Source organism: Bacteroidota bacterium (assembly GCA_018816945.1).
In the GTDB taxonomy this organism is placed as follows: Bacteria; Bacteroidota; Bacteroidia; order Bacteroidales.
The window spans coordinates 1-25867 of record JAHIVC010000085.1 but is presented as its reverse complement, the minus strand read 5'-3'; the positions used below and the strand labels follow the sequence as shown (position 1 = coordinate 25867).

Annotated in this window: 29 protein-coding genes, 3 tRNA genes and 1 riboswitch; of the genes, 13 read left to right on the top strand and 19 right to left on the bottom strand. The window is 35.8% G+C overall.

The features are described 5' to 3' along the window. Positions 1-94: 94 nt before the first annotated feature. The 15 genes from arsB to KKG99_12680 form a co-directional block, all read right to left on the bottom strand. Positions 95-1171: an ACR3 family arsenite efflux transporter gene (gene arsB / locus KKG99_12750; GenBank protein MBU1013864.1), complete on the bottom strand. Its 1077-nt coding sequence runs from the start codon at positions 1169-1171 to the stop codon at positions 95-97. Between the two features lie 50 nt (positions 1172-1221). After that, positions 1222-1656, bottom strand: coding sequence for an arsenate reductase ArsC (locus KKG99_12745; protein ID MBU1013863.1), 435 nt, complete (start codon positions 1654-1656; stop codon positions 1222-1224). Then, positions 1653-2066, bottom strand: a complete 414-nt coding sequence (locus KKG99_12740) for a rhodanese-like domain-containing protein (GenBank protein MBU1013862.1) — start codon at positions 2064-2066, stop codon at positions 1653-1655. The genes KKG99_12745 and KKG99_12740 overlap by 4 nt, the downstream gene beginning before the upstream one ends. Further along, a complete protein-coding gene (locus KKG99_12735) occupies positions 2067-2393 on the bottom strand; it encodes a metalloregulator ArsR/SmtB family transcription factor (GenBank protein ID MBU1013861.1) in 327 nt (108 codons plus the stop codon). It lies immediately after the preceding gene. Between the two features lie 75 nt (positions 2394-2468). Next, complete coding sequence (locus KKG99_12730) at positions 2469-2939, bottom strand: thioredoxin family protein (protein ID MBU1013860.1); 471 nt, start codon at positions 2937-2939, stop codon at positions 2469-2471. Between the two features lie 3 nt (positions 2940-2942). Beyond that, positions 2943-3716, bottom strand: coding sequence for an NAD(P)-binding domain-containing protein (locus KKG99_12725; GenBank protein MBU1013859.1), 774 nt, complete (start codon positions 3714-3716; stop codon positions 2943-2945). Positions 3717-3734: 18 nt separating this feature from the next. Next, positions 3735-4106 carry a putative zinc-binding protein gene (locus KKG99_12720; GenBank protein ID MBU1013858.1) on the bottom strand — a complete coding sequence of 124 codons (372 nt, stop codon included), beginning with the start codon at positions 4104-4106 and terminating at the stop codon, positions 3735-3737. A gap of 10 nt (positions 4107-4116) precedes the next feature. Continuing rightward, positions 4117-5535 carry a rhodanese-like domain-containing protein gene (locus tag KKG99_12715; GenBank protein MBU1013857.1) on the bottom strand — a complete coding sequence of 473 codons (1419 nt, stop codon included), beginning with the start codon at positions 5533-5535 and terminating at the stop codon, positions 4117-4119. A 63-nt stretch (positions 5536-5598) separates the two neighbouring features. Further along, positions 5599-5970, bottom strand: a complete 372-nt coding sequence (locus tag KKG99_12710; protein ID MBU1013856.1) for a metalloregulator ArsR/SmtB family transcription factor — start codon at positions 5968-5970, stop codon at positions 5599-5601. Between the two features lies 1 nt (position 5971). Next, on the bottom strand, positions 5972-7315 hold the full coding sequence (locus tag KKG99_12705) for a permease (protein ID MBU1013855.1): 1344 nt from the start codon (positions 7313-7315) through the stop codon (positions 5972-5974). A gap of 73 nt (positions 7316-7388) precedes the next feature. Further along, positions 7389-8087: a sulfite exporter TauE/SafE family protein gene (locus KKG99_12700; protein MBU1013854.1), complete on the bottom strand. Its 699-nt coding sequence runs from the start codon at positions 8085-8087 to the stop codon at positions 7389-7391. Positions 8088-8089: 2 nt separating this feature from the next. Next, on the bottom strand, positions 8090-8500 hold the full coding sequence (locus KKG99_12695; protein ID MBU1013853.1) for a hypothetical protein: 411 nt from the start codon (positions 8498-8500) through the stop codon (positions 8090-8092). A 10-nt stretch (positions 8501-8510) separates the two neighbouring features. After that, positions 8511-8744: a TM0996/MTH895 family glutaredoxin-like protein gene (locus KKG99_12690; GenBank protein ID MBU1013852.1), complete on the bottom strand. Its 234-nt coding sequence runs from the start codon at positions 8742-8744 to the stop codon at positions 8511-8513. 56 nt (positions 8745-8800) lie between these two features. Then, positions 8801-9100, bottom strand: coding sequence for a metalloregulator ArsR/SmtB family transcription factor (locus KKG99_12685; protein MBU1013851.1), 300 nt, complete (start codon positions 9098-9100; stop codon positions 8801-8803). Between the two features lie 376 nt (positions 9101-9476). After that, positions 9477-9561, bottom strand: a tRNA-Ser gene (locus KKG99_12680). 203 nt (positions 9562-9764) lie between these two features. Here KKG99_12680 and KKG99_12675 point away from each other — a divergent pair. Genes KKG99_12675 through KKG99_12665 form a run of 3 tightly spaced genes read left to right on the top strand, consistent with a single transcriptional unit; the run spans position 9765 to position 12006 of the window. After that, a complete protein-coding gene (locus tag KKG99_12675) occupies positions 9765-10640 on the top strand; it encodes a lysophospholipid acyltransferase family protein (GenBank protein ID MBU1013850.1) in 876 nt (291 codons plus the stop codon). Between the two features lie 14 nt (positions 10641-10654). Then, positions 10655-11677 carry a glycosyltransferase family 2 protein gene (locus tag KKG99_12670; protein ID MBU1013849.1) on the top strand — a complete coding sequence of 341 codons (1023 nt, stop codon included), beginning with the start codon at positions 10655-10657 and terminating at the stop codon, positions 11675-11677. Then, positions 11677-12006 carry a multidrug efflux SMR transporter gene (locus KKG99_12665; protein ID MBU1013848.1) on the top strand — a complete coding sequence of 110 codons (330 nt, stop codon included), beginning with the start codon at positions 11677-11679 and terminating at the stop codon, positions 12004-12006. The genes KKG99_12670 and KKG99_12665 overlap by 1 nt, the downstream gene beginning before the upstream one ends. Here the strand turns inward: KKG99_12665 and KKG99_12660 are convergent. Beyond that, positions 12003-12422, bottom strand: coding sequence for a 3-dehydroquinate dehydratase (locus KKG99_12660; GenBank protein ID MBU1013847.1), 420 nt, complete (start codon positions 12420-12422; stop codon positions 12003-12005). The genes KKG99_12665 and KKG99_12660 overlap by 4 nt on opposite strands. Positions 12423-12844: 422 nt before the next feature. Further along, positions 12845-12939, top strand: a riboswitch (TPP riboswitch). A gap of 44 nt (positions 12940-12983) precedes the next feature. Between KKG99_12660 and KKG99_12655 the strand changes: the two genes are divergently transcribed. The 4 genes from KKG99_12655 (at position 12984) to KKG99_12640 (ending at position 17414) form a co-directional block, all read left to right on the top strand. Then, entirely contained in the window at positions 12984-15353 is a 2370-nt protein-coding gene (locus KKG99_12655; GenBank protein MBU1013846.1) for a TonB-dependent receptor, read from the top strand. Between the two features lie 97 nt (positions 15354-15450). Continuing rightward, complete coding sequence (locus tag KKG99_12650; protein MBU1013845.1) at positions 15451-16287, top strand: prohibitin family protein; 837 nt, start codon at positions 15451-15453, stop codon at positions 16285-16287. 129 nt (positions 16288-16416) lie between these two features. Beyond that, complete coding sequence (smpB, locus tag KKG99_12645; GenBank protein ID MBU1013844.1) at positions 16417-16866, top strand: SsrA-binding protein SmpB; 450 nt, start codon at positions 16417-16419, stop codon at positions 16864-16866. A gap of 14 nt (positions 16867-16880) precedes the next feature. Next, the gene (locus KKG99_12640; protein ID MBU1013843.1) at positions 16881-17414 is read left to right on the top strand and encodes a DUF255 domain-containing protein; all 534 of its coding nucleotides are present in this window, start codon (positions 16881-16883) and stop codon (positions 17412-17414) included. 51 nt (positions 17415-17465) lie between these two features. On the opposite strand, the gene KKG99_12635 is transcribed toward KKG99_12640, so the two are convergent. Then, complete coding sequence (locus tag KKG99_12635) at positions 17466-17648, bottom strand: hypothetical protein (GenBank protein ID MBU1013842.1); 183 nt, start codon at positions 17646-17648, stop codon at positions 17466-17468. Between the two features lie 534 nt (positions 17649-18182). After that, positions 18183-18258: transfer RNA gene (locus KKG99_12630), tRNA-His, on the bottom strand. 127 nt (positions 18259-18385) lie between these two features. Between KKG99_12630 and KKG99_12625 the strand changes: the two genes are divergently transcribed. The 6 genes from KKG99_12625 (at position 18386) to KKG99_12600 (ending at position 24186) form a co-directional block, all read left to right on the top strand. Then, positions 18386-19624: an ABC transporter permease gene (locus tag KKG99_12625; protein MBU1013841.1), complete on the top strand. Its 1239-nt coding sequence runs from the start codon at positions 18386-18388 to the stop codon at positions 19622-19624. 402 nt (positions 19625-20026) lie between these two features. Beyond that, positions 20027-20108 (top strand) — tRNA-Leu (locus KKG99_12620). 114 nt (positions 20109-20222) lie between these two features. Beyond that, positions 20223-21575: a trigger factor gene (gene tig, locus KKG99_12615; GenBank protein MBU1013840.1), complete on the top strand. Its 1353-nt coding sequence runs from the start codon at positions 20223-20225 to the stop codon at positions 21573-21575. Positions 21576-21585: 10 nt separating this feature from the next. Next, on the top strand, positions 21586-22260 hold the full coding sequence (clpP, locus tag KKG99_12610) for an ATP-dependent Clp endopeptidase proteolytic subunit ClpP (protein ID MBU1013839.1): 675 nt from the start codon (positions 21586-21588) through the stop codon (positions 22258-22260). Positions 22261-22272: 12 nt separating this feature from the next. Continuing rightward, positions 22273-23508 (top strand): ATP-dependent Clp protease ATP-binding subunit ClpX, encoded by a 1236-nt coding sequence (gene clpX, locus KKG99_12605; GenBank protein ID MBU1013838.1) that lies wholly within the window; start codon positions 22273-22275, stop codon positions 23506-23508. Between the two features lie 153 nt (positions 23509-23661). Continuing rightward, entirely contained in the window at positions 23662-24186 is a 525-nt protein-coding gene (locus tag KKG99_12600) for a DUF4294 domain-containing protein (GenBank protein MBU1013837.1), read from the top strand. Positions 24187-24192: 6 nt separating this feature from the next. Here the strand turns inward: KKG99_12600 and KKG99_12595 are convergent, their stop codons facing one another. Beyond that, complete coding sequence (locus KKG99_12595; GenBank protein MBU1013836.1) at positions 24193-25608, bottom strand: sugar transferase; 1416 nt, start codon at positions 25606-25608, stop codon at positions 24193-24195. Positions 25609-25867 lie beyond the last annotated feature (259 nt).

The following is a 25867-nucleotide window of genomic DNA, read 5'->3' as shown; positions in this document are numbered from 1 at the left end:
CTATCTAAATCTACTCTCAACTTGTTTATCACAAAGAGATAACTCTTAAAAAAACAAGGAACTTTTGATAACCTTTTTATGTTAGATCTAATGTTTAAGAAATAAAATATTTCCGTTTAAACCAAAAGGCGACATTTACCAAAGCAATCATTACAGGGACTTCTACCAAGGGACCAATAACTGCGGCAAAAGCTTCACCTGAATTCATCCCGAAAATGGCAATGGCAACAGCAATCGCCAATTCAAAGTTATTACTGGCTGCCGTAAACGATAAGGTTACCGATTGTTCGTAATTCGCGCCAAATTTTTTACTCATAAAAAAGGAGAGCACAAACATTACAATAAAATAGATGAGCAAAGGAATGGCAATTAAAACAACATCCATGGGTATTTTTATAATGTATTCCCCTTTTAATGAGAACATCACGATGATTGTAAATAATAGCGCAATTAATGTAATCGGGCTTATTTTGGGTACAAACTTGCTGTGATACCACTCTTTACTTTTAACCCTGATTAAGATATAACGGGTCAGGAACCCTACTATAAATGGGATTCCCAGATAGATAAAAACACTTTCAGCTATTTGACCAATGGTAATATTCTCAACTGCATCGTTGGTTGGAACGCCAAACCATGCAGGTAAAATTGCAATAAAAACATAGGCATAAACCGAGAAAAAAATCACCTGAAAAATTGAATTAAACGCAACCAAACCCGCTGCATACTGGGTATCACCTTTTGCTAAATCGTTCCAGACTATTACCATGGCAATGCACCGTGCCAACCCAATCATAATAATACCGTACATATAGGGCAAGTTGGAATTGTTTTCACCCGGAAATAATTTAAAGAATACGATGGCCAAAACAAACATCAAAACCGGACCAATGACCCAATTTTGAATCAAAGACAAAGTAAGAACTTTGAAGTTTCTGAAAACATCTCCCAACTCTTCGTATTTTACTTTTGCCAAAGGTGGGTACATCATTAAAATTAACCCAATCGCGATTGGTAGGTTTGTGGTACTTTCGGGGGATGGTTTCAGGGATTCCCAAAAATTAGCAATTGCCGGGAATAAATATCCGGATAATACCCCAATCGCCATAGCCATGAAAATCCAAAGCGTTAAATAGCGATCTAAAAATTTGAGTCTTTTTTTTGATGGCATAACTTTAATAAATGATTATTTATGAATGATTATTGATTATTGAAAAATGATTAATGTTTAAGGTTTAATTTTTTTATATTCTCATTATGAAATTTTATGAAAGCTACTTTTATTTCATCCCGAACACGGATAAACTCGCTCCAAATAAATTCATCTGTCCCGATTGCATGTGAAGGGTCGTCGAAACCAATATGTAAACGATGTTTTACTTTACCCATAAATGCCGGGCATGTTTCTTGAGCTCCGCCACAAACAGTTATTACAAAATCCCATTCATCATTAAGGTATTGGTCGACCATTTTTGGGGTATGATGGCTGATGTCAATACCAATTTCTTTCATGGCTTTTACGGCTGTCGCATTGATCAGTTTTGCCGGTTCCGTACCTGCCGATCGAACAGTGATATCCTTATCGAGTGATTGCAAAATGCCGTGTGCCATCTGGCTGCGACAACTATTACCTGTGCATAATATTAAAACCTTCATTTTTTATTTCTTTTACGTAGCGTACACATACATGAACCGGTCAGTATTTCCGATTTATCAACTTTTAATGGCAGCCCATCCCTTTCCCATTCAACCAAACCACCTGCCATATTTGCAATATTATCGATCCCTTTTTCCTTCAGAAACCATACCGCTTCGCGGCTTCTTAATCCAACCGCATCTGCAAATATCAAGGGTTTGTTTTGGGGGAGTTCCATATAGGTTTCTTCCAATATACTTTTCGGGCAAAATATCAATTCAGCAACATCAAACATTTTAAATCGCCCCATATATTCTTCACGAACATCCACAACAACTGCACCTTGTTTAGATAATTCATACGCTTCTTTAGGAGTTAAATGTAAAATACCCAAAGACATCATCCCTTTGCTATTAAAAGAATCGTTCATTTAACATTGATATTTTTGTCCGTTAGAAATTTCATTCATGAAGCTATCGATTAACTTTTTTATGTTTAAAATACCATCGTTACAGAGACAATAATTAACTTTTAAACCATCAATCTCACCATGGATCAACCCTGCTTTTTTAAGTTCCTGCAGATGTTGTGAAACAGTAGTTCTGCTGAGTGGAATCTCATTACTAATATCACCCGAAATGCAAGTATTACAATTAGCCAGATAACGTAAAATTGCCAGGCGTGCAGGGTGGGAAAGTACTTTAGCAATTGTTGCTATTTCCTGTAAATCCCGATCAAATAATTCAGTCTTGGCCATTAGAATAATTTAAGACGTAAATATACGACATTATTCAAATTCTTAAAAAATATTTTATTAAGAATTTATTACATTTTATTTGTCGGAAACATTAATTTCCCTCACCAAATCTTCAAATGAATAATAGCCGCTATGCCTGAAATATTCCTTTCCATTTTTATCCAATAACACTTGAGTTGGAATTGTAGCAATGCCATAGTATTTCATCAGGGTTTGATTTTCAGGTAATAGCACATTCAAAAAAACCACATTAACCTTTTGTGTGTAAACGTTCCTGATTTCATCCAGTACCGACTCCATACGTTTACATGCCGCGCATCCTTTTGCTCCGAACTCCAGGAAAGTGATCTGATATTCTAACCCATTTACTGAATAATTGTAAAGTGAATCAACGATATTACTACCCTCTTTTTTTAGTTCAGGAGAAGTTTGATCCCGCATCATTTTGGATATATGTCTATTCATGCTGTCCTTAAAACTGTAGCCTACGACAAACAACACCAATAAAAAGCCAAAAATAATCCAAGGTAGAATTCGTTTGATCATCATTTAAGGTTTTATTTTTTGAAACAATCCCATGAGTTTGGTCCGGAAAATTTCGCTGATTTGCGATTCGTGTTCCCCGATAGGTTTTACCGGAATCAAATCAATTACTTCGGTGCTGCTTAAACCTGAATTATAGAATAAATTAATTGCAGCCAGTAATGTTTGTTGAATGGCATTTTTGCTTTCCGGTTCGTCCAGCCCCATCTCCAGGCTCAAACTTTGCAACTCTTTCCACTGAAACCAAAAATAGGTTGGCAACATGGCAGAAACAATGGCATAAGCTTCAAGTTTTGATTCTTCTATTTCGAAGGTGTGCCCCAAATAGCCTAAGGTTTGAAGCAGGGATTGCTTCTCGACAGCATTATATTGGCTGGAAAATGAAACCGGATTAAAACCTTCGTTGATATATGAAGTGGCGTTTGGAATCATCCGAGCAATATTCTTTGTTGCCAGTTTAGAGGCAATTTTCTCAATGCTGATTTTTGGGGCCAACGAAACGATTTGCGTCATTTCTGAAACTGTTTCTTTAATTTGTTCAAGTGTTTCCATAATAACAGGAGGGTGCAGCGCAATAAAAACAACGTCTTGCTTTGCTGCCTTTTTGCACGAATCGGTTAATTTAATCTGAGGGAACTGCTTTTTGAGTGCAGTCAGTACTTCCGAATTTGTATCAAAAACCAATACTGATGACAATTCGATTTTTTTGTTCGACAGGGCTTGCAGAAAAATCTTTGTAACTCTGCCGCCACCAATAAATCCGAGTGATTTTGTTTTCATAATTATTGCTTTTTAGGATTAAAAAATAAGTTCCGCATTTTCGTAAACCTTATTAATATTTTCTTGGTTCACAGGTGTTTTGCCTTTTACCAAACCAAGGTCGGTTACTCGTAGGTATTTATAATTCAAGATATTATGCTGCTCCAACATCCGTTTTCCACAGTCGACAGGACAGCCATCTATTATTAATAGTTCCTTGGTTTTAAAACTATCAATTGATTTTTCAATACCTGCTCCGACTACTGCAAGGCAGTTCATTTTTCTGACTCCGTTATCCTGAAGTTTTCGGGCAACCAGGTCGGATATCTGTCCCACATCGGAAGCCCCGGAACAGGCCATTACAATGTAATCGCCTGCGCCACATAAACATTTTTCTTGATTGTTCCCCATTTTGTTTGTCTTAAAATTTATATTCCATACTGAGCAAAATGTTGTTCACATTCTGAATTTCAGTTGCATTGGGCAGCCATCCCTGGTAATTCAATGAAATATTAACCCCTTTTACGGGCGAATGTGAAATGCCTCCCATAATCGTGCAACCATTTCTATTAGCATCTGTGTTGAAGTTATCAGGAGCCTCATTAAATATCCGGTCAAAACGTGCAAAAAATTCTGTTTTGGCTGTCAGTCGATATGTTGAGTAAAACGAAAAACCATAACTGTTAAGGCTATTTATGTTATTAAGGTTTTCCATGTAATTAAACTCTCCACCAAAACGAAATTTTGTCAATGGTTTGTAACCAATGAAAACGGAATACATTTGTTCTGTTATTAAATCCGGCCGGCCCGACTTGCGATTGTGGTAATACAATCTGGCCCGTAATTTTTCCGAGGGATCAATAGTTATTCCTCCCGATATTTTTACCTTCCCGAAGCTATCCTGAATTTTCCGTGGCCCTTCGCCGTTTGTAAGCGCTGCATCAACAGAGAACACCTCGCTTAGCTTATAGTAAACGATAAAGCCCAGATCGCTACTCGGAATGTTCCAGTATAAATCTTGAAAGGTCTGTGCCACATAACGGAATCCCCAAAACTGTTCCTGGGTCATGTAATGATTTTGAAGGATTGCACCCCCTTCAAGTGTAAGTTTGTTGTTAAGTTTCCATTGCAGGCTGGCAAATTTCAGGAACATGGTGTTAAAGGCCCCTTCCGATGACGTATTCTTTACGTTAAAAATTTCTCCTGAAGAATTGCTCACAGTTATTTCACCGACTGTAGTTGCCCTGCCCCGGTCAATGATGATTTTCGCACTCCATTTTTCATTAAACTGGTATTGGAATCCCAGATGGGCACGGCCAAAACTATAATTGTAAAGATTATTTTCAATATCATATGAAGCTGTTCCGAATACCTGTACTATAGGCTTTAGTCCAAGCAACAATTCTTGAGGCACTTTTGACATTGGTTTTGAAGCCTTTTCAGGATCATTGGAAACAATATCAAAACCATTTTTTTTCCATCCGGTAATGCCATCGGTTACAAAAATTATTTCGCCATTATAACCGGATTTCGACAACAAATCAACGAGTGTTTCTGTACGGGTATAATTTGTGCAATAAACAATTAGTTGTTCTTGATCTATAAATTCAGCCAGTTTTGTTTGGGTACTTTTGGCAAAAGCATTCAAATTAATTGCTCCCATGATGTGCCCCGAATAAAACATGGAACTATCGCGACCATCTATAATTGTGAGTTTGTCTCTGTCCTTACCTTCCAGAAAGCTATGAAATTCAGTAGCCGTGATTCTTTTTATTGTTTGAGTATACGCTTCATTGAAAAGCAAAAACAACCCAATTACTAATATTATTTTGTATCTCATTTTCAAATTATCTCATTTCCAAATTAACAGCTTTCTGAATAGAAGTGTTATTGGTAGTCTATTTCATAAATTTGTGCAGTTTTTTTGAATATTATCATTTTCAATGGAACAAACGTTTTGTTTACCTTGCCACTGTTCAACAGCACCAATAAACTCATTAAAGTAGATCTTTAAAAGCTCATACCCCTCTTCACTAATCCGGTAATTGGAGCAGGTCCCTTCATTGGTACAGCTAATTAAGCCGACCTCTTTTAATTTGTTCAGGTGTTCTGAAACGGTTGATTTTGCCAGCGGTAATTTATTTGATATGCTATTTGCCTGGCAACCTTTAAATTTTGACAAGTGCAGCATAATTTGCAACCTTGCCGGGTGCGATAGTGCCCCCAGCAAGGGTGCAAGATTTAAAGGAATGGTATTATACGTTTCTGTATTCATTTTAAAATAAGTAACCATATAGCAATCCTGATATAGTAGCCATTACTACTACTAAGGCCACGTAGATGCCAGTTTTTTGATTTCCCAATACTCCACGTATTACCAGCATGTTAGGCAAAGAGAGCGATGGGCCCGCCAATAACAATGCAAGTGCCGGGCCTTTTCCCATACCCGAAGCAATCAATCCTTGTAAAATGGGAACTTCGGTAAGTGTAGCAAAATACATAAATGCACCAACTATCGAGGCAAATAAGTTTGAGAAGATGGAATTCCCACCGACCAATGCCGAAATCCATTCATTGGGGATTACTCCTGCAATGGTCTGACCATCGTGCGTTGAGCCCAGAAGGAACCCTGCTGTTACAACACCAACGGCTAGCAACGGGAGGATTTGTTTGGCAAACCCCCAGGTTGAGAGTGTCCACTCTTTGTTGTCTTCATCTTTTTTATCGAAAAGCGTAATGATACTTAATGAAGCGATCCCAATAATCATCGGAACTAATGGGCTCAATTTCTGATTTTCGATAAGCGTTGTTGCCAGAAATGCTGAAACTCCTGTTGCCAGTATAGCTCCCATCACCCATTGCCATTTTATTTTCAAGATAAAAATGAGAGAATAGGCCAGGAATAACCCGAAGAATCCGGTAATATACCATTTGTAGCTCCAGATAAGAAACCACGTACCTGAGGTATCGCCTGCTGAAGGGGCGCCCCAGTTGGCAAAAACAAGGATCAATACAAGTGTGAAGAAGTGAAACGAAGTTTGCCACATGGGTCGTTTCTCCGGTGGATTTACAATGTTCATTTGCTGTTCTTTTTTCACTTTTTCTTCTTTCCGGTAAATCAAAGACATTGTAATCCCGATGACTACACTAAACAAAACTGCACCAATGGTACGGGCAACACCCATTTCGAACCCAAGAATACGGGCGGTTAAAATAATGGCCAAAATGTTGATCGCCGGACCAGAGTATAAAAACGCGACTGCAGGGCCTATTCCGGCTCCTCGTTTATGTATGCTTGAAAATAGGGGTAAAATGGTGCATGAACAAACCGCAAGGATAGTACCCGAAACCGCCGCAACGGTATAGGCCAGCCATTTTTTTGCATTGGCCCCAAAGTATTTTAATACTGAACCCTGGCTTACAAAAATGGATATTACCCCTGCAATGAAAAATGCGGGCAGCAAACAAAGTACGACATGTTCGCGAGCATACCATTTCACCAAATCGAGTGTGGCAGCAATGGCCGTATTGAACCGAGTGCTATCGATGGGTAGGAAAAATGCTATCCCAAAAATAACAGCAATCCAAAATAATATTTTTATTTCTCTTTTAGTTTCCACGTTGAATTTATAATTTAAAGTTTTAAATAAGATTTAATGTTCGTAAAGAAACGAACAATGTTTTCAAAAAAAATTACAAGAATACAGTTATGACATAATAAATGCCAACTCCGATGAAAAGTATTGCAATGACCCTTCGAAACCAGAGTTCAAATGTTTTCATTTTATTATAGAACCCCCCAATTGAGCTTACGGAGAAAGCGATTAACCAGGCAAAAATGATAACAGGAACACCTGTTCCAATGGCAAAGAAAATAGGTAAATACAATCCACTGGCACTGCTAATGGTCATGGGAATTAACATTCCGAAATAAAGTACCCCACTATATGGGCAGAATGCCAACGCAAATACCATCCCTAATAAAAGTACTCCCCAGAAACCACTATTCGATTTCTTTTCCATCATTTCAGTTAATGAACCAGTACCCGGAATTTTGAGTTTTATAATTCCAAGCATAAATAAACCGATAATGATCAGTAGAGGACCTAATATTTTTTCGCCCCATTCCTGAAAGAAACCTGCGAATTTAAATTGGCTTGCACCAAAAAAGAAGATCAGCCCAATAACAGTGTAAGTAATTGCACGCCCTAAAGTATAAACTAAACCGCTAATAAATACCTTACGCTGATTTGCAATATCCTTACTAAGAAACCCAATAGCCGTAATATTGGTTGCCAAAGGGCAGGGACTTATTGAAGTCATAAGCCCCAAAATAAATGCCGTGAGTATTGGAAACTGTGATGCTTCCAAAAAATTTTGCAATACTTCCATATTTACATCATTGAATCGATGGTCGATTTTATTTTCCCTTTAAGCTTATCAGGATTTGTACGGGCATTTAAAAATGCTTCATTGGTTAAATTCACAGCTTTTTCTCCTTTTACAATCAACAGTGTTTGACCACTGATCTCATACTTTTTCAATAAAGGATTATCTTTATCTTCTTCCCTATTAATTACCACATAAGATACTTTGTCGCCATAATATTCTTCAATTGCTTCCTTTGCAACATCTTCAACTGCCTTGCAGGTTACACAACGAGTGTTTGCATGAAAGTAATAGGCTTTTACCTGGTTTACGTTTTGGGTTTGGTCACTTTTAGTTACTTCATTATTGTTTTGTGCAGATAAAGCTACAACGCCAATAAAAAGCATAAGACTAATAATACTGATTGCTTTTTTCATGATTAATTATTTATTTAGTTATTAATTGTGTTAATTCATCTACAGAAGGAATCCTGCCTTTTAGTACGACTTTACCATCAATGACCAAAGCAGGTGTAGTCATTACGCCAAATTGCATAATTTCAACGATATCCTCTACTTTGGTAATATTGGCATTTATTCCGGTTTTTTCAACCGCTTCCTTTGTGGCTTTTTCCAGAGCCTTACACTTTGGGCATCCCGTGCCCAAAACTTTAATTTCCATCATAATTACTTCATTTAGTAGTTCGCAAAACAACGAACATGTTTGACAATTTTTTTTTAGATTTTAAAGAAGTCTTTTAATAATAATTTGGCTTCTGCCCAGTTTTCTTTATTTACACAGTACTTAATTCTGGGAGCTTCTATTTCACCCTGAATTAAGCCAGCATTCTTTAATTCACTTAAATGTTGTGATAAGGTAGATTTGGCAATACTCAGCTCTTCACTCAAATCGCCACTATAACAGCATGATTGCTTAGAAAGCAAATCGAGAATAAAAACCCTGGTAGGATGCCCCAATGCCTTGGCATACCTTGCCATTTTAACTTGATTCTTGTCGATATTTGGTTCTATTCCCATTTCTGTTCGTTAAATTGCGAACAAAGATATGGCGAGGATTGGTCAATAACAAGTTTCTTATAAAAAATTTTAATTGATTTATATTGGGAACCATGCAAGTGGTTGAATATTATTATATTATCAGCCCATACTTTGAAACTGGAGAAATATGATCTGGCAATTAAAGATTAAAAAAAGGCCATTGAATTAAATCCAGAATATGAATTAGCCATTAAAGCCTTAGATGTTATTACTAAATCGAAAGCTCAGGTTAAAGATTAGTTCTAATGAAAATTTGACTTTTCAAAAATATACAGAAAGCATATTGATAATTGAAAATACAGGGTTAAGAACATAAAAAAAGCCTTTTAGTGTAAACCTACTAAAAGACTTTTTGCGGAGAAAGAGGGATTCGAACCCCCGGAGGTATTACCCTCAACGGTTTTCAAGACCGCCGCATTCGACCGCTCTGCCATTTCTCCGCTGCAAAAGTACAATAATTTTTTATTCTCGAAATATTTTTAAAAAACTTTTTAGATTGAAGTAGGATTTCGCATTTATTCAACTCTTAATACCATTATATCAATACTTCTATAGTATTCATGGCATTATTTTTAGTACATCTTTATGAATTCCGAAAATAGAACGTATTTTTGTAAACACATCTTTAAGGCTCACTAAGCTTATGATAATTTTCCGTAAACTTTTTTTGTTTCTGTCTTGGATCATCTCCTTTCTGCCCTTTTGGATTCTAAAAATAAAATCGTATTTTTTATATTTAGTACTTCATTATATTATTAGATACAGAAAAAAAGTAGTCACCGAAAATTTAAGACTCTGCTTCCCAAACAAAACTGCTGAGGAAAGGAAAAAAATTTCCAAAAAATTCTATCGGAATTTAACCGACTTATTTTTTGAAATACTCAAGCTTAAAACAATTTCAGCCGAAGAATTGAATAAACGTTTTGAAATCATGAACCCTGAGATACTCAACAAACTTTACAGTCAGAATAGAAGTATCCTGGTAGCAATAGGGCATTGCGGTAATTGGGAATGGCTAGGCCCATTGCTTGCTTCGCAATTTCAATTTAAAGTTTTCGGGCCTGCCAAGCCATTAAACGATCCTTTCTTTAATAAATTTATGAACTCGATCCGTTCACGATTTGGATTTGAACCTATTCATTTCAAACTGAGTTATCGCACCCTGCTTCGCCATAAAAACATAGCAACTGCAAGTTTAATGGCCGGAGATCAAAATCCGGTTAAAAGCGAGCAAAATTATTGGTCCGGTTTTTTAAATCGTGAAACTCCATTTTTTGACGGGATTGAAAAAATGGCGAAAGCACTTGATCTTGCAGTAATATATTTCGATGTTCAAAGAAAAAAACGAGGATATTATCAGGCTGAACTTCACCTAATAACCGATAGCCCTAATCAATGCGCAGAAAATCAAATTATTGATGAATATATTCGACTTCTAGAGAATTCCATAGTTCAGCATCCAGATAACTGGTTATGGTCGCACCGTCGATGGAAATACAAAAAAGAAGCTAATAATTAAACTAATTTACCGAATTGAAAAAAACAGCCGTAGTTATATTAAACTGGAATGGTCGTGAATTTTTAAAAAAATTCCTACCCACTGTAATCAAATATAGTAGTAATGATGCCGAGATTATTGTTGCCGATAATGCTTCAACCGACGATTCTATTGAAGTTCTAAAATCAGGATTTCCAGAGATCAGAATTATTCAGAATAAAACGAATGGAGGTTTCGCAACAGGCTATAATGAAGCCTTAAAGCAAGTAGATGCGGAATTTTACATCCTTTTAAACTCTGATATTGAAGTAACTGAAAATTGGATCAATCCGATTATAGAGATGATGAAGAAAGATTCGCAAATCGCAGTTTGTCAACCCAAAATCAGATCATATCACATACCTGAAAAGTTTGAATATGCAGGTGCCGCCGGAGGATTTCTGGATAAATACGGCTATCCATTTTGCCGTGGACGAATTTTTCAGTCACTCGAAACAGACAATGGGCAATACAACGATGCCATTGAAATTTTCTGGGCCTCAGGAGCAGCTTTTTTTGTTCGAGCGGATTTGTATCACAAATTAGGCGGATTAGATGATGATTTTTTTGCGCACATGGAAGAGATTGATCTTTGCTGGCGATTTAAAAACGAAGGATATAAAATCATGTATTGCCCAAATTCTATTATTTTTCACGTTGGAGGTGGTACTTTGCCCAAAACATCTTCCCGTAAAACATATTTCAATTTCAGGAATAATTTTTTCCTGATGTACAAAAACTTACCAAAGCAACGAATTCTGAAGACCATACTTGCCCGCTTATTTTTAGATGCAGTTGCAGCATTTAAATTTTTAGTACAAGGTGGAATTGCTGATGCTTGGGCAGTTGTCAGGGCTCATTTTAGTTTTTATAAAAATTTCAGTAAGATGAAACAGAAACGCCGACAAATTAATCAGGTTAAGGTGAGTTGCATGTACAATTCGAATATTGCTTTCGATCATTTTTTATGGCGAAAGAAGTTTTTTCCACAACTTCATTCAAATAAATTTTCGAAATAATGGCTTGGATCTATTTGTTTTTAGCCGGTATTTTTGAAATTGTTTGGGCCATTGCTTTGAAATATTCAAATGGCTTTTCGAAATTATGGCCATCGGTAATCACAACTATTGGTATGGCCATCAGTATTTATTTTCTTGCCCAGGCACTAAAGACCTTGCCAATTGGAGTAGCTTATGCAGTTTGGACAGGCATCGGAGCAATTGGTACAGTTATACTTGGTATGATCTTATTTGATGAATCGAAAGATTTGATAAAAATTATATTTATCCTATTTATTGTTACCGGAATTGTTGGCTTAAAGATATTTAGCGGAAATTCTGCCAGTTAAGATTTAAAAAAACTTTCGATAGCCAAGCGATAAGAATCCAAACCAAACCCGCTTATTGAACCTTTAACTGCCGGGCCAATCATCGAAACATGCCGAAAATCTTCGCGCGAAAAAACATTGGAGATATGCACTTCAACAACATGAGTACTTATGGCTTTTACCGCATCGGCAATGGCTATGGAAGTATGCGTGTATGCAGCCGCATTTAAAACAATTCCATCATAAGTAAAACCCACCTCGTGCAATTTATTTACAATTTCGCCTTCAACATTGGATTGATAATACTCGAGTTGAACCTGAGGGTATTTGACTTTTAGTAGTTTGAAATAATCTTCAAAATTGCCCTGACCATAAATGCTTGTCTCTCGCTTCCCAAGCAGGTTTAAGTTAGGCCCGTTAATAATTATCATCTTCATATACACAAAAGTATGGAATATTTATTTTGAATAGGCAAAAAATTACAAATCGTGATCTATTAAAGGATTGAGGTTGAGATTGAGATTTATGCATGAGTTTTTTTAGCGAAGCGCGCCCGGGATAGGAGTGGCATCCTTTTATGCCATTTTGCATAAAAGATATAGCGGATAGCCCGAAAGGCGCCCAAATGAAACTCCCCGCCGCAGAGCAACGGGGTATCAATTGGAATAGTATTTAATTTTTTCACCACAAGTGGCAGAGTATTAGTCTCATTCATCCCGATACGCTGCGCTATCGGGATTCGTTCAACTTAGAATTTTTATAGCGCTAGCACTTATAAAAATTTAGTTTCACGAATAAAAATTATTGAAATAATATGTTTAAATACTTGATTGTATTTAATTTAATATCTTTGCATTAGTTATTCCAATAGGGGTGCCCTGAAAAAGGGCTGAGATCATACTCGTATAACCTGATCCAGATAATGCTGGCGTAGGGAAAAAGTGAACGAATTAAATTATCCTCTGTTGGTTTTTTATGAACATCAAAAAACCAATAAAATGACAAACAAATTCAAAATTTTACTGTTGCTGGTGCTTATTCCGGCATTTACGTTTGCTCAATTTACGTTGAGTGGAAAAATCAAAAATAAGAACAATCAAGAATTACTCAGCGGAGCGCACCTTACTTTAAACGGGCATTTTAGAACCGTCACGGATGCAAATGGTGAGTTTTCTATTAAAAACCTCTCGTCAGGAACTTATCAAATTTTCATTTCATTCATCGGGTTTAAAACTCATTCGGAGACGCTAAAGATTACCGAAAACCTAAGTCATGATTTTGAACTAGAAATCAATCCGGTACTACAGGATGAAGTAATTATTTTGGCAACCCGGGTTGCTGATCGAAGTCCGAGCACTTTTTCAAATGTTGATAAAAAAGATATTGAAGAAAAAAACCTGGGGCAAGATATCCCTTATATGCTACAGTCCATTCCATCGACCGTAATTAGTTCAGATGCCGGAGCAGGAGTTGGTTATACGGGAATTCGCATACGGGGAACAGACATCACACGTATTAATGTAACGCTGAACGGAATTCCGCTCAACGATCCTGAATCGCATGGCGTATTTTGGGTCAATATGCCCGATTTTTCAAGTTCTGTCGAAAGCATCCAGGTTCAACGTGGAGTTGGTACTTCTACAAATGGATCCGCGGCATTTGGGGCAAGCATCAACATCGAAACATTAAATATGAAAGATGAAGCTTATGCTGAAATCAACAGCAGTGGCGGTTCATTCAACACCTTTAAAAACAATTTAAACTTTGGTTCAGGTCTCATTAATGACAAATTTACCTTTGATGGTCGTGTTTCAAAAATTACTTCGGATGGCTATATTGATCGTGCTTTTTCAGATCTGAAATCCTATTTTATTTCAGGAACTTTTTATGGAAAATCAAGCATCGTTAAAATCAATATGTTTTCGGGTGCAGAAAGAACCTATCAGGCATGGAACGGAGTACCAAAAGAAAAACTTGAAACCGACCGGACTTATAATTCTTACACTTATGAAAATGAAACGGATAATTATCAGCAAGATCATTATCAGGTACTGTTCTCACAAAAAATCAATTCGAACTTACTTTTAAATACGGCATTCCATTTTACCCATGGTGAAGGTTATTATGAGCAATTTAAAGGAGACCGTGATTTTAGTGATTACCAGCTTGAACCAATTTCAATCAACGGAACTATTATTGATGAAACCGATCTGATTCAGCAAAAATGGTTGGATAATAATTTTTATGGTTTGACTTACTCCTTAAATTACAGCAAAGACAATCTGAATGCCATTCTTGGTGGAGCATGGAACAAATATACAGGGGATCATTTTGGTGAAATTATCTGGGCTAAATTTGCAAGCAATGCTGATTACAGGCATCGTTGGTATTCGAATACCGGAGACAAAACAGATTTTAATATATTTGGGAAAGCGACTCTTCAAGTTAGTGAGAAAATAAATCTTTACGGGGATATCCAGTTTAGAAATATTAATTACGACATCAATGGCATTCATGACGACCTACGGGATATCTCTCAATCAAATCAATTTAATTTCTTCAACCCGAAAGCAGGCTTGTTTTATGAAATTGACAAACAGCATAGTCTTTATACTTCATTCGCCATTTCAAACCGGGAGCCAAGTCGCAGCGATTACCGCGATGCAGATGTCAACCATCAGCCCAGGAGTGAACGATTGCTCGATTGGGAATTGGGCTATGCCTATAAAACACCTAAAATATCGGTTAATGCTAGTTTTTATTTCATGAATTACAATGATCAACTAGTATTAACCGGAGAGATAAATGATGTGGGTGCTGCTATTTTAACCAATGTTGACAAAAGCTATCGTGCAGGGATCGAAATTAGTGGAGGTGTTCAAATCAGTTCAAAAATAAATTGGGAGTTCAATGCTACATTGAGTGAAAATAAAATAAAAGATTTCACTTCGTATGTTGATAATTGGAGTCCACCCTACTCCCAGATTCCAGAGAATCATGGAAATTCTAATTTGTCTTTTTCTCCTTCAATTGTTGCAGGTTCAACAATTAGTTTGAAAGCCAGTGATGCTTTTCAAGTTCGTTTTATTTCAAAGTATGTTAGCCGACAATATATTGATAATACAGCGAATATTGCCAGATGCCTTGACCCATATTTCATTAATAATCTTCATTTTGAATATGAATTTAAAACAAAATTCATGAAAGGGATTACCGCACGACTGATGGTCAATAATATCTTTGATGAAAAATACGAGAGCAATGCCTGGGTTTATCGTTATTTTTATGATGGTGCAGAATATGCAATGGATGGTTATTTTCCTCAGGCCGGAATTAACTTTATGGCTGGCCTATCACTGAAGTTTTAAAGGCAGGGTTCGATTAAATGTAATACACTCATTAATATTTAGTAAATTTGTGCATGCTCACCTTTAAATCAAATATTAACCAATAAATTAAAATATTATGGCACAACAAGAAGAAATTAATTTAAAAAAAATTATCCCCGTTGGGATCATCGTGGTTGCAGTTATCCTGCTAATGGTATTCGGAAGCAAAATGATAGTCAATATCGATGCAGGTCACGGCGGAGTCCTCTTCCGTGTTTTTAGTGGAGGAATTGATACGAAAAATACTTATGGAGAAGGATTTCATTTAATATCACCATGGAACAAAATGATAATTTATGAAACCCGTCAACAAGAGATTGCAGAAGAACTCAACGTACTATCCTCTAACGGCCTAGAGATCAGGGTTGATGTATCGGCATGGTATCTTCCATTGCACAATGAATTGGGATTTTTGCACGGAAATATAGGAACCGATTATTTGAACAGGGTTGTTATTCCAGCCTTACGTTCCTCGGCTCGAAGTGTAATTGGTCGTTATACCCCTGAACAAATTTATTCATCAAAAAGAGATGTAATACAGGATGAAATTTATATTGAAACAAAAAAACTATTAGATGGCAAACACGTTCAGTTAAACCAGATTTTAATCCGTTCAATCATTTTACCACCAACAATCAAAAGTGCCATTGAAGGAAAATTAAAGCAGGAGCAGGAATCATTAGAGTATGAATTTAAACTACAGATTGCTCAGAAAGAGGCCGAAAGACAGAGGATAGAAGCAGAAGGAAAGGCTACTGCAAATAGGGTTCTTAGTGCAAGTATTACAGATAAAATTTTAATGGATAAAGGAATTGAAGCAACCCTCAGACTGTCAGAATCGACCAATACAAAAATTGTTGTTATAGGAAATAGCAAAAACGGGATGCCCTTAATATTAGGTGATATTAAGTAAATCGAATTATCAGCATTACAACAATCTTTAGAAAAAACCCGGTACCATGAAAATGGTATCGGGTTTTTTAACACCTTTTTAGCATTTTACAAATCCGATAAATACTATCTTTGCTTCAAGTTTACGGTAATGAATAATACAATAAAGATTAAAAATAGGCGAGCCAGTTTCGAATACTTTCTGGTTGAACGAATTGTTGCGGGAATTCAATTAACCGGAACCGAAATAAAATCGATCAGAGAGGGAAAAGCTAATCTTGCCGATGCTTATTGTACTTTCAATGATTTGGAACTTTATGTACGAAACATGCACATTGCAGAATATTCTTTCGGAACCTATAACAATCATGAGCCAAAACGAGATCGCAAATTATTAATGAATAAACGTGAGTTAAAAAAACTTTCCACCAAAGTGAAAGAAAAAGGCTTTACCATTATTCCTGTTTCATTATTTATAAACGACAGAGGTTTGGCAAAGCTCGAAATTGCTCTGGCTAAAGGAAAACACACTTACGATAAAAGGGAAACTTTAAAACAAAAAGATTCGAAACGGGAGATAGACAGATCACGCGAATCATAACTAAAACAGCTAAAATGAAAAAACTAATCGCATTCACATTCATCCTATTTTTTGCAGTAAATATTTACGCCCAAAATCTGGACAATAAAAAAATTAAATGGTATTCATTCGAAGAAGCAATTAAACTTCAAACCGAAAATCCAAAGAAAATATTTATCGACGTATACACTGATTGGTGCGGATGGTGCAAAAAGATGGATGCCAATACTTTTTCTCACCCGAATATAGCCGAATACATGAACGAACATTTTTATGCCGTTAAATTTAATGCTGAAGGAAAAGAACCCGTGGAGTTTAAAGGCACTAAATTTATCAATGAAGGCGTAGGGGGCCGACCAACACATCAGCTTGCTCAAGCATTGCTGAACGGACAGATGTCATACCCATCCTATGTTTTTATGAATAAAAAATCGGAATTAATCACCATTGTTCCGGGTTATATGGAGGCTAAGGACTTTGATCCAATCGTTCACTTTTTTGCAGAAGATAAATTTTTATCAGAAAAATGGGAAGTTTTTAAATCTAAATTTGAAAGTAAGATTAAATAAAAAAAACCCGCTGAATAGGCGGGTTTTTTTTGCTAAGTAAGTATGTTAGGTCTATTGAGTTATCACATCAAGTTTGAGTGTTTTTCGTTGATAAGAAATGAAGCAAAAAGCTCCGGGTTCTCCGCTGTTTCTCCTCATAAAGCCTGTAAAACCATATTCCGGATTATTTATAATTTCCTTGATGCTATTTCTTGAGATGAACCCTACGTTGTCTAAATAGTAATTGAAAGCCATGATATTTAATCTTTAAGTTTTGTAGTTAATTCCATAAAACCACAAAAGGTAACCCTATTATGGAAAAATAATTTCAAAATTTAAAAAAATAAGGTTTTGTTGAACTATCAAAAATTCTGTAATAAATTCATATACTGACTTTAATGAGAGTTTCGATAACCATAAATTATATCAAATAAAAAAGAGAGTTCAAAATTGAACCCTCTTACTCTTGGGTGAATGATGGGACTTCCTCCTTCTCTGCCTTCGGCAGCTCCGGCGGACAGGCTTCTCGTCCCATTAAAAAATGAACTGCCTAGCAGCAAGCTGACGAGGTATCAATTTGGAAATTCTTTTTATTGACGATGCAAGCATCGGAGTACATCCCATCCGCAGACATTTTAAACTCATTTATCCCGATACGCTGCGCTATCGGGATTCGTTCATCTTACAGATTTCAATTCACTATCCCGCACAAACTGCAGGACAGGCTGTTTTTGAAATCTGAGTTTCACGAATAAAAAAGAGAGCTCAAAATTGAACTCTCTTAATCTTGGGTGAATGATGGGACTCGAACCCACGACCCCCGGAACCACAATCCAGTGCTCTAACCAGCTGAGCTACAATCACCATTTTTAGGAGTGCAAATATACAATAATAATTTTCATTTATTAAAATAATTAATTCAATTTTTTTATCAATAAAACACCCTAAACCGCCCTTTTAACTACATTTGTATTAATCGTTTTATTCAAAAAATGTTATTTCAAAAAAGAGAATACATATCAGGAACTTCCCTGTCTAAATTAGCATGGAAGAAACTATTACAAAATAAAATTGGGATAGGTTCGATGATATTTATCTTGCTCATCTTACTCATAAGTATCCTTGGATATCTTATAACACCCGACTCAACCCCTTTTGCAAATGCACAATCATTGGAATTAGCAGCACTAAAACCAGGAACCAGTGTAAATATTTTGCTAATCACCCAAAATAAAACATATAAAAGAAATAACATCTTCAATCGAATGCTTTTTGGTCAATCAACAAATCATGATGCCATTTCTTACTCCAACTATCGATTTGAAGCTGATCAAATTATTACTGATGAATACACCCAAGACTTGATAGGTGATTTACAGGAATATTTTTATTTATTAGCCGACGTTTATGATGCAATTTTACCGGATACCTATTCTTATAATGAATCGGAACAAACTGTTTCATATTTAACAGTTGATTCGGTTTTCAAAAACAGGACAATTGCAGAATTACAAAATTTAATTGTTAACGAAAATCTGAAACGAAAAATATTTATCTTAGGTTCAGATCGTTATGGCAGAGATTATCTAAGTCGTTTGATGATTGGTGCAAGAGTCAGCTTATCAGTTGGGTTCATTTCGGTTTCTATCGCCTTGATTATTGGAATTTTATTGGGCTCATTGGCCGGATTTTTCCGTTCATGGGTCGATCATCTCATTGTTTGGCTCATCAATGTAGTATGGTCCATCCCAACATTATTGTTAGTCATAGCCATTACATTTGCATTGGGAAGAGGATTCTGGCAAGTCTTCATCGCAGTTGGACTAACCATGTGGGTTGAGGTAGCCCGCATTGTTCGTGGGCAAATACTCACCATCAGAGAGAAAGAATTTGTTGAGGCCGGAAGGGCCCTGGGGTTTACTAATTTCCGGATCATCTTCAATCATATCCTGCCCAATATTATGAGTCCGATCATTGTTATTTCAGCTGCCAATTTTGCCTCAGCAATTTTAATAGAAGCCGGATTAAGTTTTCTGGGGATCGGCGTACAACCACCCATGCCTTCGTGGGGAACAATGATTAAAGAGAATTATGCCTACATCATTTTGGACTCTGCTTACCTTGCAATATTGCCCGGTATTGCAATCATGTTGATGGTTTTAGCTTTCATGTTACTAGGAAATAGTTTGCGTGAAGCATTGGATGTCCGAATCAAAAGCAAAAATGATTAACTCAAGTTTCGCAGTTAAACCTATTTAGTGAAAATCAAATAATTAAATTTTTATTGAACATCAATACCATTGATATACAGTTAAATAAAGATTCCATTCCTGTTCAAAAATCCTCTTTGTGTATCTCTGTGACTTCTTTGTGCAGCTCTGTGTAACAACTTATTAGCTATGCCACTAAGAACCACAAAGAAGCCACAAAGTGACACAAAGGTCAAAATTAAATTATATTTCATTGACTATCAGATATGAGCTCAAAAAAATAATATGCGAAACTTGAGTGATTAGGGCCTAATTTACAAACACAATTCCAATCCAAAATCATTCATTAATTATTCAGAAATAAATTAGTTTTTTTTCAATAAAAAAATATTACATTTGCAGACCAAAAAAATGACCACCTATGCGGATGTGGCGTAATTGGTAGCCGCGCTAGACTTAGGATCTAGTGCCGAGAGGCGTGGGGGTTCGAGTCCCTTCATCCGCACAACATCAAAAACCTTAGTCCCAAAAGGCACTAAGGTTTTTTTAATATTTGAAAGTCAATCAGCATCATTTTTATATTTATCTTTGCACCTCCAATTTCAAAAACAAATTTTCAATGAACATTACTCAGGAAAACACAAGCGATCTTACAGCAATCATTAAGATTGAACTCTTAAAAGAAGATTATCAGGAAAAAGTTAAGACCTTATTAAAAGATTATCAGAAAAAAGCCAATGTCCCCGGATTTCGTCCCGGAAAGGTTCCTTTTGGTATGATAAATAAATTGTATGGGAAATCTGTTTTAGCAGAAGAGGTTAATAAACTTATTTCTGATTCGCTCAACCAGTATATCATTGATAATAAAATTGACATTTTAGGTTATCCTTTGCCGAATACAGAAAAAACCACTGAATTGAATTTTGACACTCAAGAAAAATTTGAGTTCTTTTTTGATATCGGCTTGACTCCTCAATTTGAAATCAGCCTCGATGATAAATTCAAAGTGAATTATTATAATATTAAAGCCGATGAAGATATCGTAAACAAATATCTATCAGACTTAAGAGGTCGAAACGGAAAAACAAGCAAACCTGAAACCGCAGAAGAATCAGATAAATTATTTGGTGATTTTGTTGAAGTTGATACAAAAGGAATAGTGATAGAAGGGGGATTAAAAGGTTCATCTCAACTAAAACTCGAAAATATTAAATTAAAAACTGCCTTGACTAAATTTGTTGGTGCCAAAAAAGGCGATCAAATTATCTTTAATCCTGCTAAGGCACTTAAAAGTGATATTGAAGTGGCAGCCTTACTTGGGTTAAACACCGCTGAAGCAGCAGATTTTAAAAACGACATTCAATTAACCATTACTGAAATCGACAGAACAGAACTTGCTGAACTGAATGAAGATTTTTTCAAATTAGTTTATCCTCAGGATAAAATTGAGGACGAAAAGCAGTTGAAAGAAAGAATCAAAAAAGATGCTGAAACCTCATTCCAGTCAGAAAGCGATCGTCAGTTTATGAACAACGCGGTTGAAATGTTGATTGAAAAAGCAGATATTTCGGTACCTGATGAATTTCTGAAAAGATGGTTGCTTGAAAATAACCAGGGTAAAGTCACGCCGGAACAATTAGAACTTCAATACGATAGCTATATAAAATCATTAAAATGGCAGTTGATCGAGAGTAAAATTGTTAAAGGACATAGTATAGAGGTTAAAGAAGAAGAGGTGAGAAATCACATCAAAGGTTATTTCATGAATATGACCATGACAAGTTCTGAAGAAAATGACGAACGCATGAATACCATCGTTAATTCTATCATGGAAAACAAGGAGGAAGTCAGAAAAATTTACGATCAGCTTTATGATAAAAAACTTCTGGATTTCTTTAAATCGAACATTAAGCAAGTAAAGAAAGAAGTCAATTACGAAGAATTTGTTAAATTAGCAACACAAATTAAATAAGAAATTGATTATGGATTCCAACGAATTTAAAAAATACGCGCTCAAAGAACGCGGAATAAGCAGCCTTACATTAGAAAGATATACTTCTGTTTATGGCAATTATATCTCTCCTACCATCATTGAAGAACGCCAAATGAACATTGCCACCATGGATGTTTTTTCAAGGTTGATGATGGACAGGATCATTTTTCTGGGAGTTCCAATTAACGATTATGTTGCCAACATCATTCAAGCTCAGTTATTATTTCTCGAATCTGTTGATGCGAAAAAAGACATCCAGATTTATCTTAACACACCCGGGGGATCAGTTTATGCCGGATTAGGCATTTACGACACCATGCAGTATATTTCATCTAACATTGCAACTATTTGTACCGGAATGGCAGCATCGATGGGAGCTGTATTATTATGTGCCGGCGAAAAAGGCAAACGAACAGCCTTAAAACACTCTCGTATTTTAATTCATCAACCGATGGGTGGCGCAGAAGGGCAAGCTTCGGATATTGAAATTACAGCAAGGGAAATTCAAAAGCTTAAAAAGGAATTGTACGATATCATTGCTAAGCATAGTGGTCAGAAATATGCCAAAATTTGGAAAGATTCGGATCGTGATTATTGGATGACTGCAGATGAAGCAAAGGAATATGGGATGATTGATGAAGTATTGATTAAGAACAAAAACTAAGAAAATTTAATTATGGCTAAACATTCGCCTGATAAATGTTCGTTTTGCGGTAGACTTAAAGAAGAAAGCGGAATTCTGATCGCAGGTATGAATGCTCATATTTGCAATCATTGTGTTGAGCAAGCACAGATGATCGTTAGAGAGGAGTTTTCTACTAAAGAATATGATCAATTATCGGAGATTAAACTTAGCAAACCTAGTGCAATTAAAGCTCATTTGGATAAATATGTTATCGGACAGGACGAAGCAAAGAAAGTCCTATCTGTAGCAGTTTACAACCATTATAAAAGGATTACCCAACCCGTTGACGAAATTGATGAAGTTGAGATTGAAAAATCAAACATCCTCATTGTTGGAGATACCGGAACAGGAAAAACGCTTTTGGCCAGAACCATTGCCAAATTCCTGGATGTTCCATTTTGCATTGCTGACGCCACAGTATTAACTGAAGCCGGATATGTAGGAGAAGATGTGGAAAATGTACTCACTCGTTTACTTCAAGTGGCCGACTACAATGTTTCTGCTGCTGAAAAAGGCATCGTTTTTATTGATGAGATTGACAAAATAGCTCGAAAAAGCGACAATCCTTCTATAACCAGAGATGTTTCGGGAGAAGGAGTTCAACAAGCTTTATTAAAACTACTTGAAGGTTCGGAAGTGAATGTTCCTCCACAAGGTGGCAGAAAACACCCTGAGCAAAAAATGATTAAAATTGACACTACAAATATTTTATTCATCGCCGGAGGCGCATTTCATGGAATCGACAAAATTATTGGATCCCGTTTAAATACCAATATGATTGGCTATGGTTCCGACAAAGAAAAAGACAATATTGACAAAGAGCGGATACTCCAGTACATTTCACCTTCTGACATTAAAAAATTTGGACTTATTCCGGAAATTGTTGGAAGGTTACCAGTACTTTCACATTTAAACCCGCTCGAGAGAGCCACGCTCCGACTAATTTTGACCGAGCCCAAAAATGCACTGGTTAAACAATTTGTGAAATTATTTGAGATGGATGACATCAAACTTTCTTTTGATAAAGAAGTTCTTGATTTTATTGTTGATAAGTCAATTGAATTTAAGTTAGGAGCGAGGGGTTTGCGTTCTATAGTAGAGGCAATATTAACGGATGCTATGTTTGAATTACCTTCAAAGAAATCAGTGAAAAGTTTGAATGTTAGTCTTTCTTACGCAAAACAACAATTTGTAAAGGCCAATCTATCAAAATTAAAAGTGGCTTGACCCTGTTATTTTTTTCAATCTGACTCATTCGTATTTTCACATCTCAATTAATAACAGAAAGAAATCTTCCGTTGGCACAAATATTGATTTGATCTAGTCATGAGAAAACATATCCTAATACTATTTTTTGTCCTAATTAACTTGAGCCAGGTAATGGCTCAAGATAAAAAAGTAGTTTCTTATGCGAAAATAGTTAATGGAGATACCATTCCTGTTGTTCAACTAAAAGAAGTTAATGTATCGGCATACCGAATTGTTGAAAAAAATGAATTTCGGCAGATGACCCGATTCATAAGAAATGTTAAAAAAGTTTATCCATATGCCAAGATTGCCGGTTTAAAACTGAAGGAATATAACGATATTCTTTTACAAACTCCTGATGAGAAAGAACAAAAAAAAATCCTAAAGCGTGCCGAACAAGAATTAAAGGATGAGTTTGGCGAGGATTTAAAACAGTTGACTTTTTCGCAAGGAAAAATTCTCATAAAGCTTATTGATCGTGAAACAGGAAATTGTTCTTTTGAATTGGTTAAAGAGCTCAGGGGTGGTTTTACCGCTTTCTTTTATCAAGCATTTGCCCGAATATTTGGTTATGATTTGAAAGAAAAATATGACCCTAGAGGCGAGGACAGCTTAATTGAACTTATCGTGATGATGATAGAAAATGGCAGCATTTAACACTTCTCATTTTCCTCTGCCCTGAAATACAATCAATATCGTATAAATTAATATCCGAAAGTCAACGGCTAAGGACATATTTTCAATATACAAGATATCATATTTCAATCTTTCAATCATTTCATCAACCGTTGAGGCGTACCCATACTCGACCTGCCCCCAAGACGTAATCCCCGGTCGCACTTTCATTAATAAACGATAGTGAGGCGAACGCTCCATAATTTTATCAATATAAAATTGCCTTTCTGGACGAGGGCCAACAATCGACATTTCTCCTTTAATAACAGAGAAAAATTGAGGAATTTCATCAATTCGGACTTTTCGAATAAAGCGTCCAAAATTGGTTATTCTGCTATCCATCTTACTTGAAAGTTGTGGCCCGTCTTTTTCAGCATCATGATACATGGATCTGAATTTACGCATTATAAACGGACGACCCTTATAACCAATTCGTTCCTGAGAATATATAATTGGCCCTTTAGAAGAAATTTTTACACCAATGGCAGCAAACATATAAACAGGAATTAATAAAACCATTGCCAAAATTGAGACTACGATATCAAATATTCTTTTGATTGACTGCTGCCAAGCAGGCATCAAGATAGGGGAAATCTGAATCAATGGCGCATTAAAAATGGAAGAAACCCTGACTGCACCAATCAAGAAATCCTGCATGACGGGAATAATTTTAATTATAATATCAGCATCCTCGATGATGGAAATAATATTATCAACTGTTTCCTGCTCATTTCTTTCAATAGCGATAATAATTTCTTCAATATTGTATTTTTTTATAATCTCATTCAGTTCTTTATAATTTCCCAGATGAGGGGTGTATTCTTCTATTTTATATGCAATATCCTGTTTTACATTTACAAAGCCAACAATGATGTTCCCGGTTGATTTTTCTTGATTCTCAAGTGCCTTATATATTTCAATCGCATTTCCATTATTACCGACTATGATGGTTTTAAACCCAATCTTACGTTTATGAATTTTATGGGCTGTAATTGAGGTAATAAAAAATCGGGGCAAAAAATTAACCGCAAGAAATATCAACCAAAGTGTTAAAAACAAAATAAATGTAGGCTGATATTTAGCTCCTATTGGTAAATTATCAAAATAAAAAAGTAAGGCGAATGTCCAAATAAATGATACAATTAAACTCTGGCCCAATTCGCTTAATCTCGATTTACGATATATTCTTCTGTAATTACCGATGATGGTATATAGAAATAGCCAGATCAATGAAAACCCAATTAAGCCATATAGATAGTTGGAATTTTGGATTAATGAAAAGAATGATGAAAACTCACTCTGCGTATTGTTTAAAATAAAATATGAATAAAAAAAATGCCAGCAAAGAATAACAGATATCAAATCTGAGATTACATATTTCGCTGTTTGCCATTTTTTATTCATCAGCTTCATTAATTATAGGACTGTCTAAAATACCAAAGTGAATAATTACTAGTCAAATCGAGCACCTGCCTGCCGCAGTGTCATACTTCATAATTCGGGTAACAAATTAACGATTTTTTTCAGTTTATCTAAAGTGGTATTATAATTTAAAGCAGAATGCCTTCTTTGATAGTTATATCTGTACATAAATCCATTTAATTCCAACTCTAATTCTTGTTTATTAATTGTTTTGTTGATTGTCAATAAACATTCATTATTT

Excerpts from the sequence above, each read along its gene's own strand:
- arsB (MBU1013864.1), bottom strand. The coding sequence starts at position 1,171 with ATGCCATCAAAAAAAAGACTCAAATTTTTAGATCGCTATTTAACGCTT.
- KKG99_12745 (MBU1013863.1), bottom strand. The coding sequence starts at position 1,656 with ATGAAGGTTTTAATATTATGCACAGGTAATAGTTGTCGCAGCCAGATG.
- KKG99_12740 (MBU1013862.1), bottom strand. The coding sequence starts at position 2,066 with ATGAACGATTCTTTTAATAGCAAAGGGATGATGTCTTTGGGTATTTTA.
- KKG99_12735 (MBU1013861.1), bottom strand. The coding sequence starts at position 2,393 with ATGGCCAAGACTGAATTATTTGATCGGGATTTACAGGAAATAGCAACA.
- KKG99_12730 (MBU1013860.1), bottom strand. The coding sequence starts at position 2,939 with ATGATCAAACGAATTCTACCTTGGATTATTTTTGGCTTTTTATTGGTG.
- KKG99_12725 (MBU1013859.1), bottom strand. The coding sequence starts at position 3,716 with ATGAAAACAAAATCACTCGGATTTATTGGTGGCGGCAGAGTTACAAAG.
- KKG99_12720 (MBU1013858.1), bottom strand. The coding sequence starts at position 4,106 with ATGGGGAACAATCAAGAAAAATGTTTATGTGGCGCAGGCGATTACATT.
- KKG99_12715 (MBU1013857.1), bottom strand. The coding sequence starts at position 5,535 with ATGAGATACAAAATAATATTAGTAATTGGGTTGTTTTTGCTTTTCAAT.
- KKG99_12710 (MBU1013856.1), bottom strand. The coding sequence starts at position 5,970 with ATGAATACAGAAACGTATAATACCATTCCTTTAAATCTTGCACCCTTG.
- KKG99_12700 (MBU1013854.1), bottom strand. The coding sequence starts at position 8,087 with ATGGAAGTATTGCAAAATTTTTTGGAAGCATCACAGTTTCCAATACTC.
- KKG99_12695 (MBU1013853.1), bottom strand. The coding sequence starts at position 8,500 with ATGAAAAAAGCAATCAGTATTATTAGTCTTATGCTTTTTATTGGCGTT.
- KKG99_12690 (MBU1013852.1), bottom strand. The coding sequence starts at position 8,744 with ATGGAAATTAAAGTTTTGGGCACGGGATGCCCAAAGTGTAAGGCTCTG.
- KKG99_12685 (MBU1013851.1), bottom strand. The coding sequence starts at position 9,100 with ATGGGAATAGAACCAAATATCGACAAGAATCAAGTTAAAATGGCAAGG.
- KKG99_12675 (MBU1013850.1), top strand. The coding sequence starts at position 9,765 with ATGATAATTTTCCGTAAACTTTTTTTGTTTCTGTCTTGGATCATCTCC.
- KKG99_12665 (MBU1013848.1), top strand. The coding sequence starts at position 11,677 with ATGGCTTGGATCTATTTGTTTTTAGCCGGTATTTTTGAAATTGTTTGG.
- KKG99_12660 (MBU1013847.1), bottom strand. The coding sequence starts at position 12,422 with ATGAAGATGATAATTATTAACGGGCCTAACTTAAACCTGCTTGGGAAG.
- KKG99_12655 (MBU1013846.1), top strand. The coding sequence starts at position 12,984 with ATGACAAACAAATTCAAAATTTTACTGTTGCTGGTGCTTATTCCGGCA.
- KKG99_12650 (MBU1013845.1), top strand. The coding sequence starts at position 15,451 with ATGGCACAACAAGAAGAAATTAATTTAAAAAAAATTATCCCCGTTGGG.
- smpB (MBU1013844.1), top strand. The coding sequence starts at position 16,417 with ATGAATAATACAATAAAGATTAAAAATAGGCGAGCCAGTTTCGAATAC.
- KKG99_12640 (MBU1013843.1), top strand. The coding sequence starts at position 16,881 with ATGAAAAAACTAATCGCATTCACATTCATCCTATTTTTTGCAGTAAAT.
- KKG99_12635 (MBU1013842.1), bottom strand. The coding sequence starts at position 17,648 with ATGGCTTTCAATTACTATTTAGACAACGTAGGGTTCATCTCAAGAAAT.
- KKG99_12625 (MBU1013841.1), top strand. The coding sequence starts at position 18,386 with ATGTTATTTCAAAAAAGAGAATACATATCAGGAACTTCCCTGTCTAAA.
- tig (MBU1013840.1), top strand. The coding sequence starts at position 20,223 with ATGAACATTACTCAGGAAAACACAAGCGATCTTACAGCAATCATTAAG.
- clpP (MBU1013839.1), top strand. The coding sequence starts at position 21,586 with ATGGATTCCAACGAATTTAAAAAATACGCGCTCAAAGAACGCGGAATA.
- clpX (MBU1013838.1), top strand. The coding sequence starts at position 22,273 with ATGGCTAAACATTCGCCTGATAAATGTTCGTTTTGCGGTAGACTTAAA.
- KKG99_12600 (MBU1013837.1), top strand. The coding sequence starts at position 23,662 with ATGGCTCAAGATAAAAAAGTAGTTTCTTATGCGAAAATAGTTAATGGA.
- KKG99_12595 (MBU1013836.1), bottom strand. The coding sequence starts at position 25,608 with ATGAATAAAAAATGGCAAACAGCGAAATATGTAATCTCAGATTTGATA.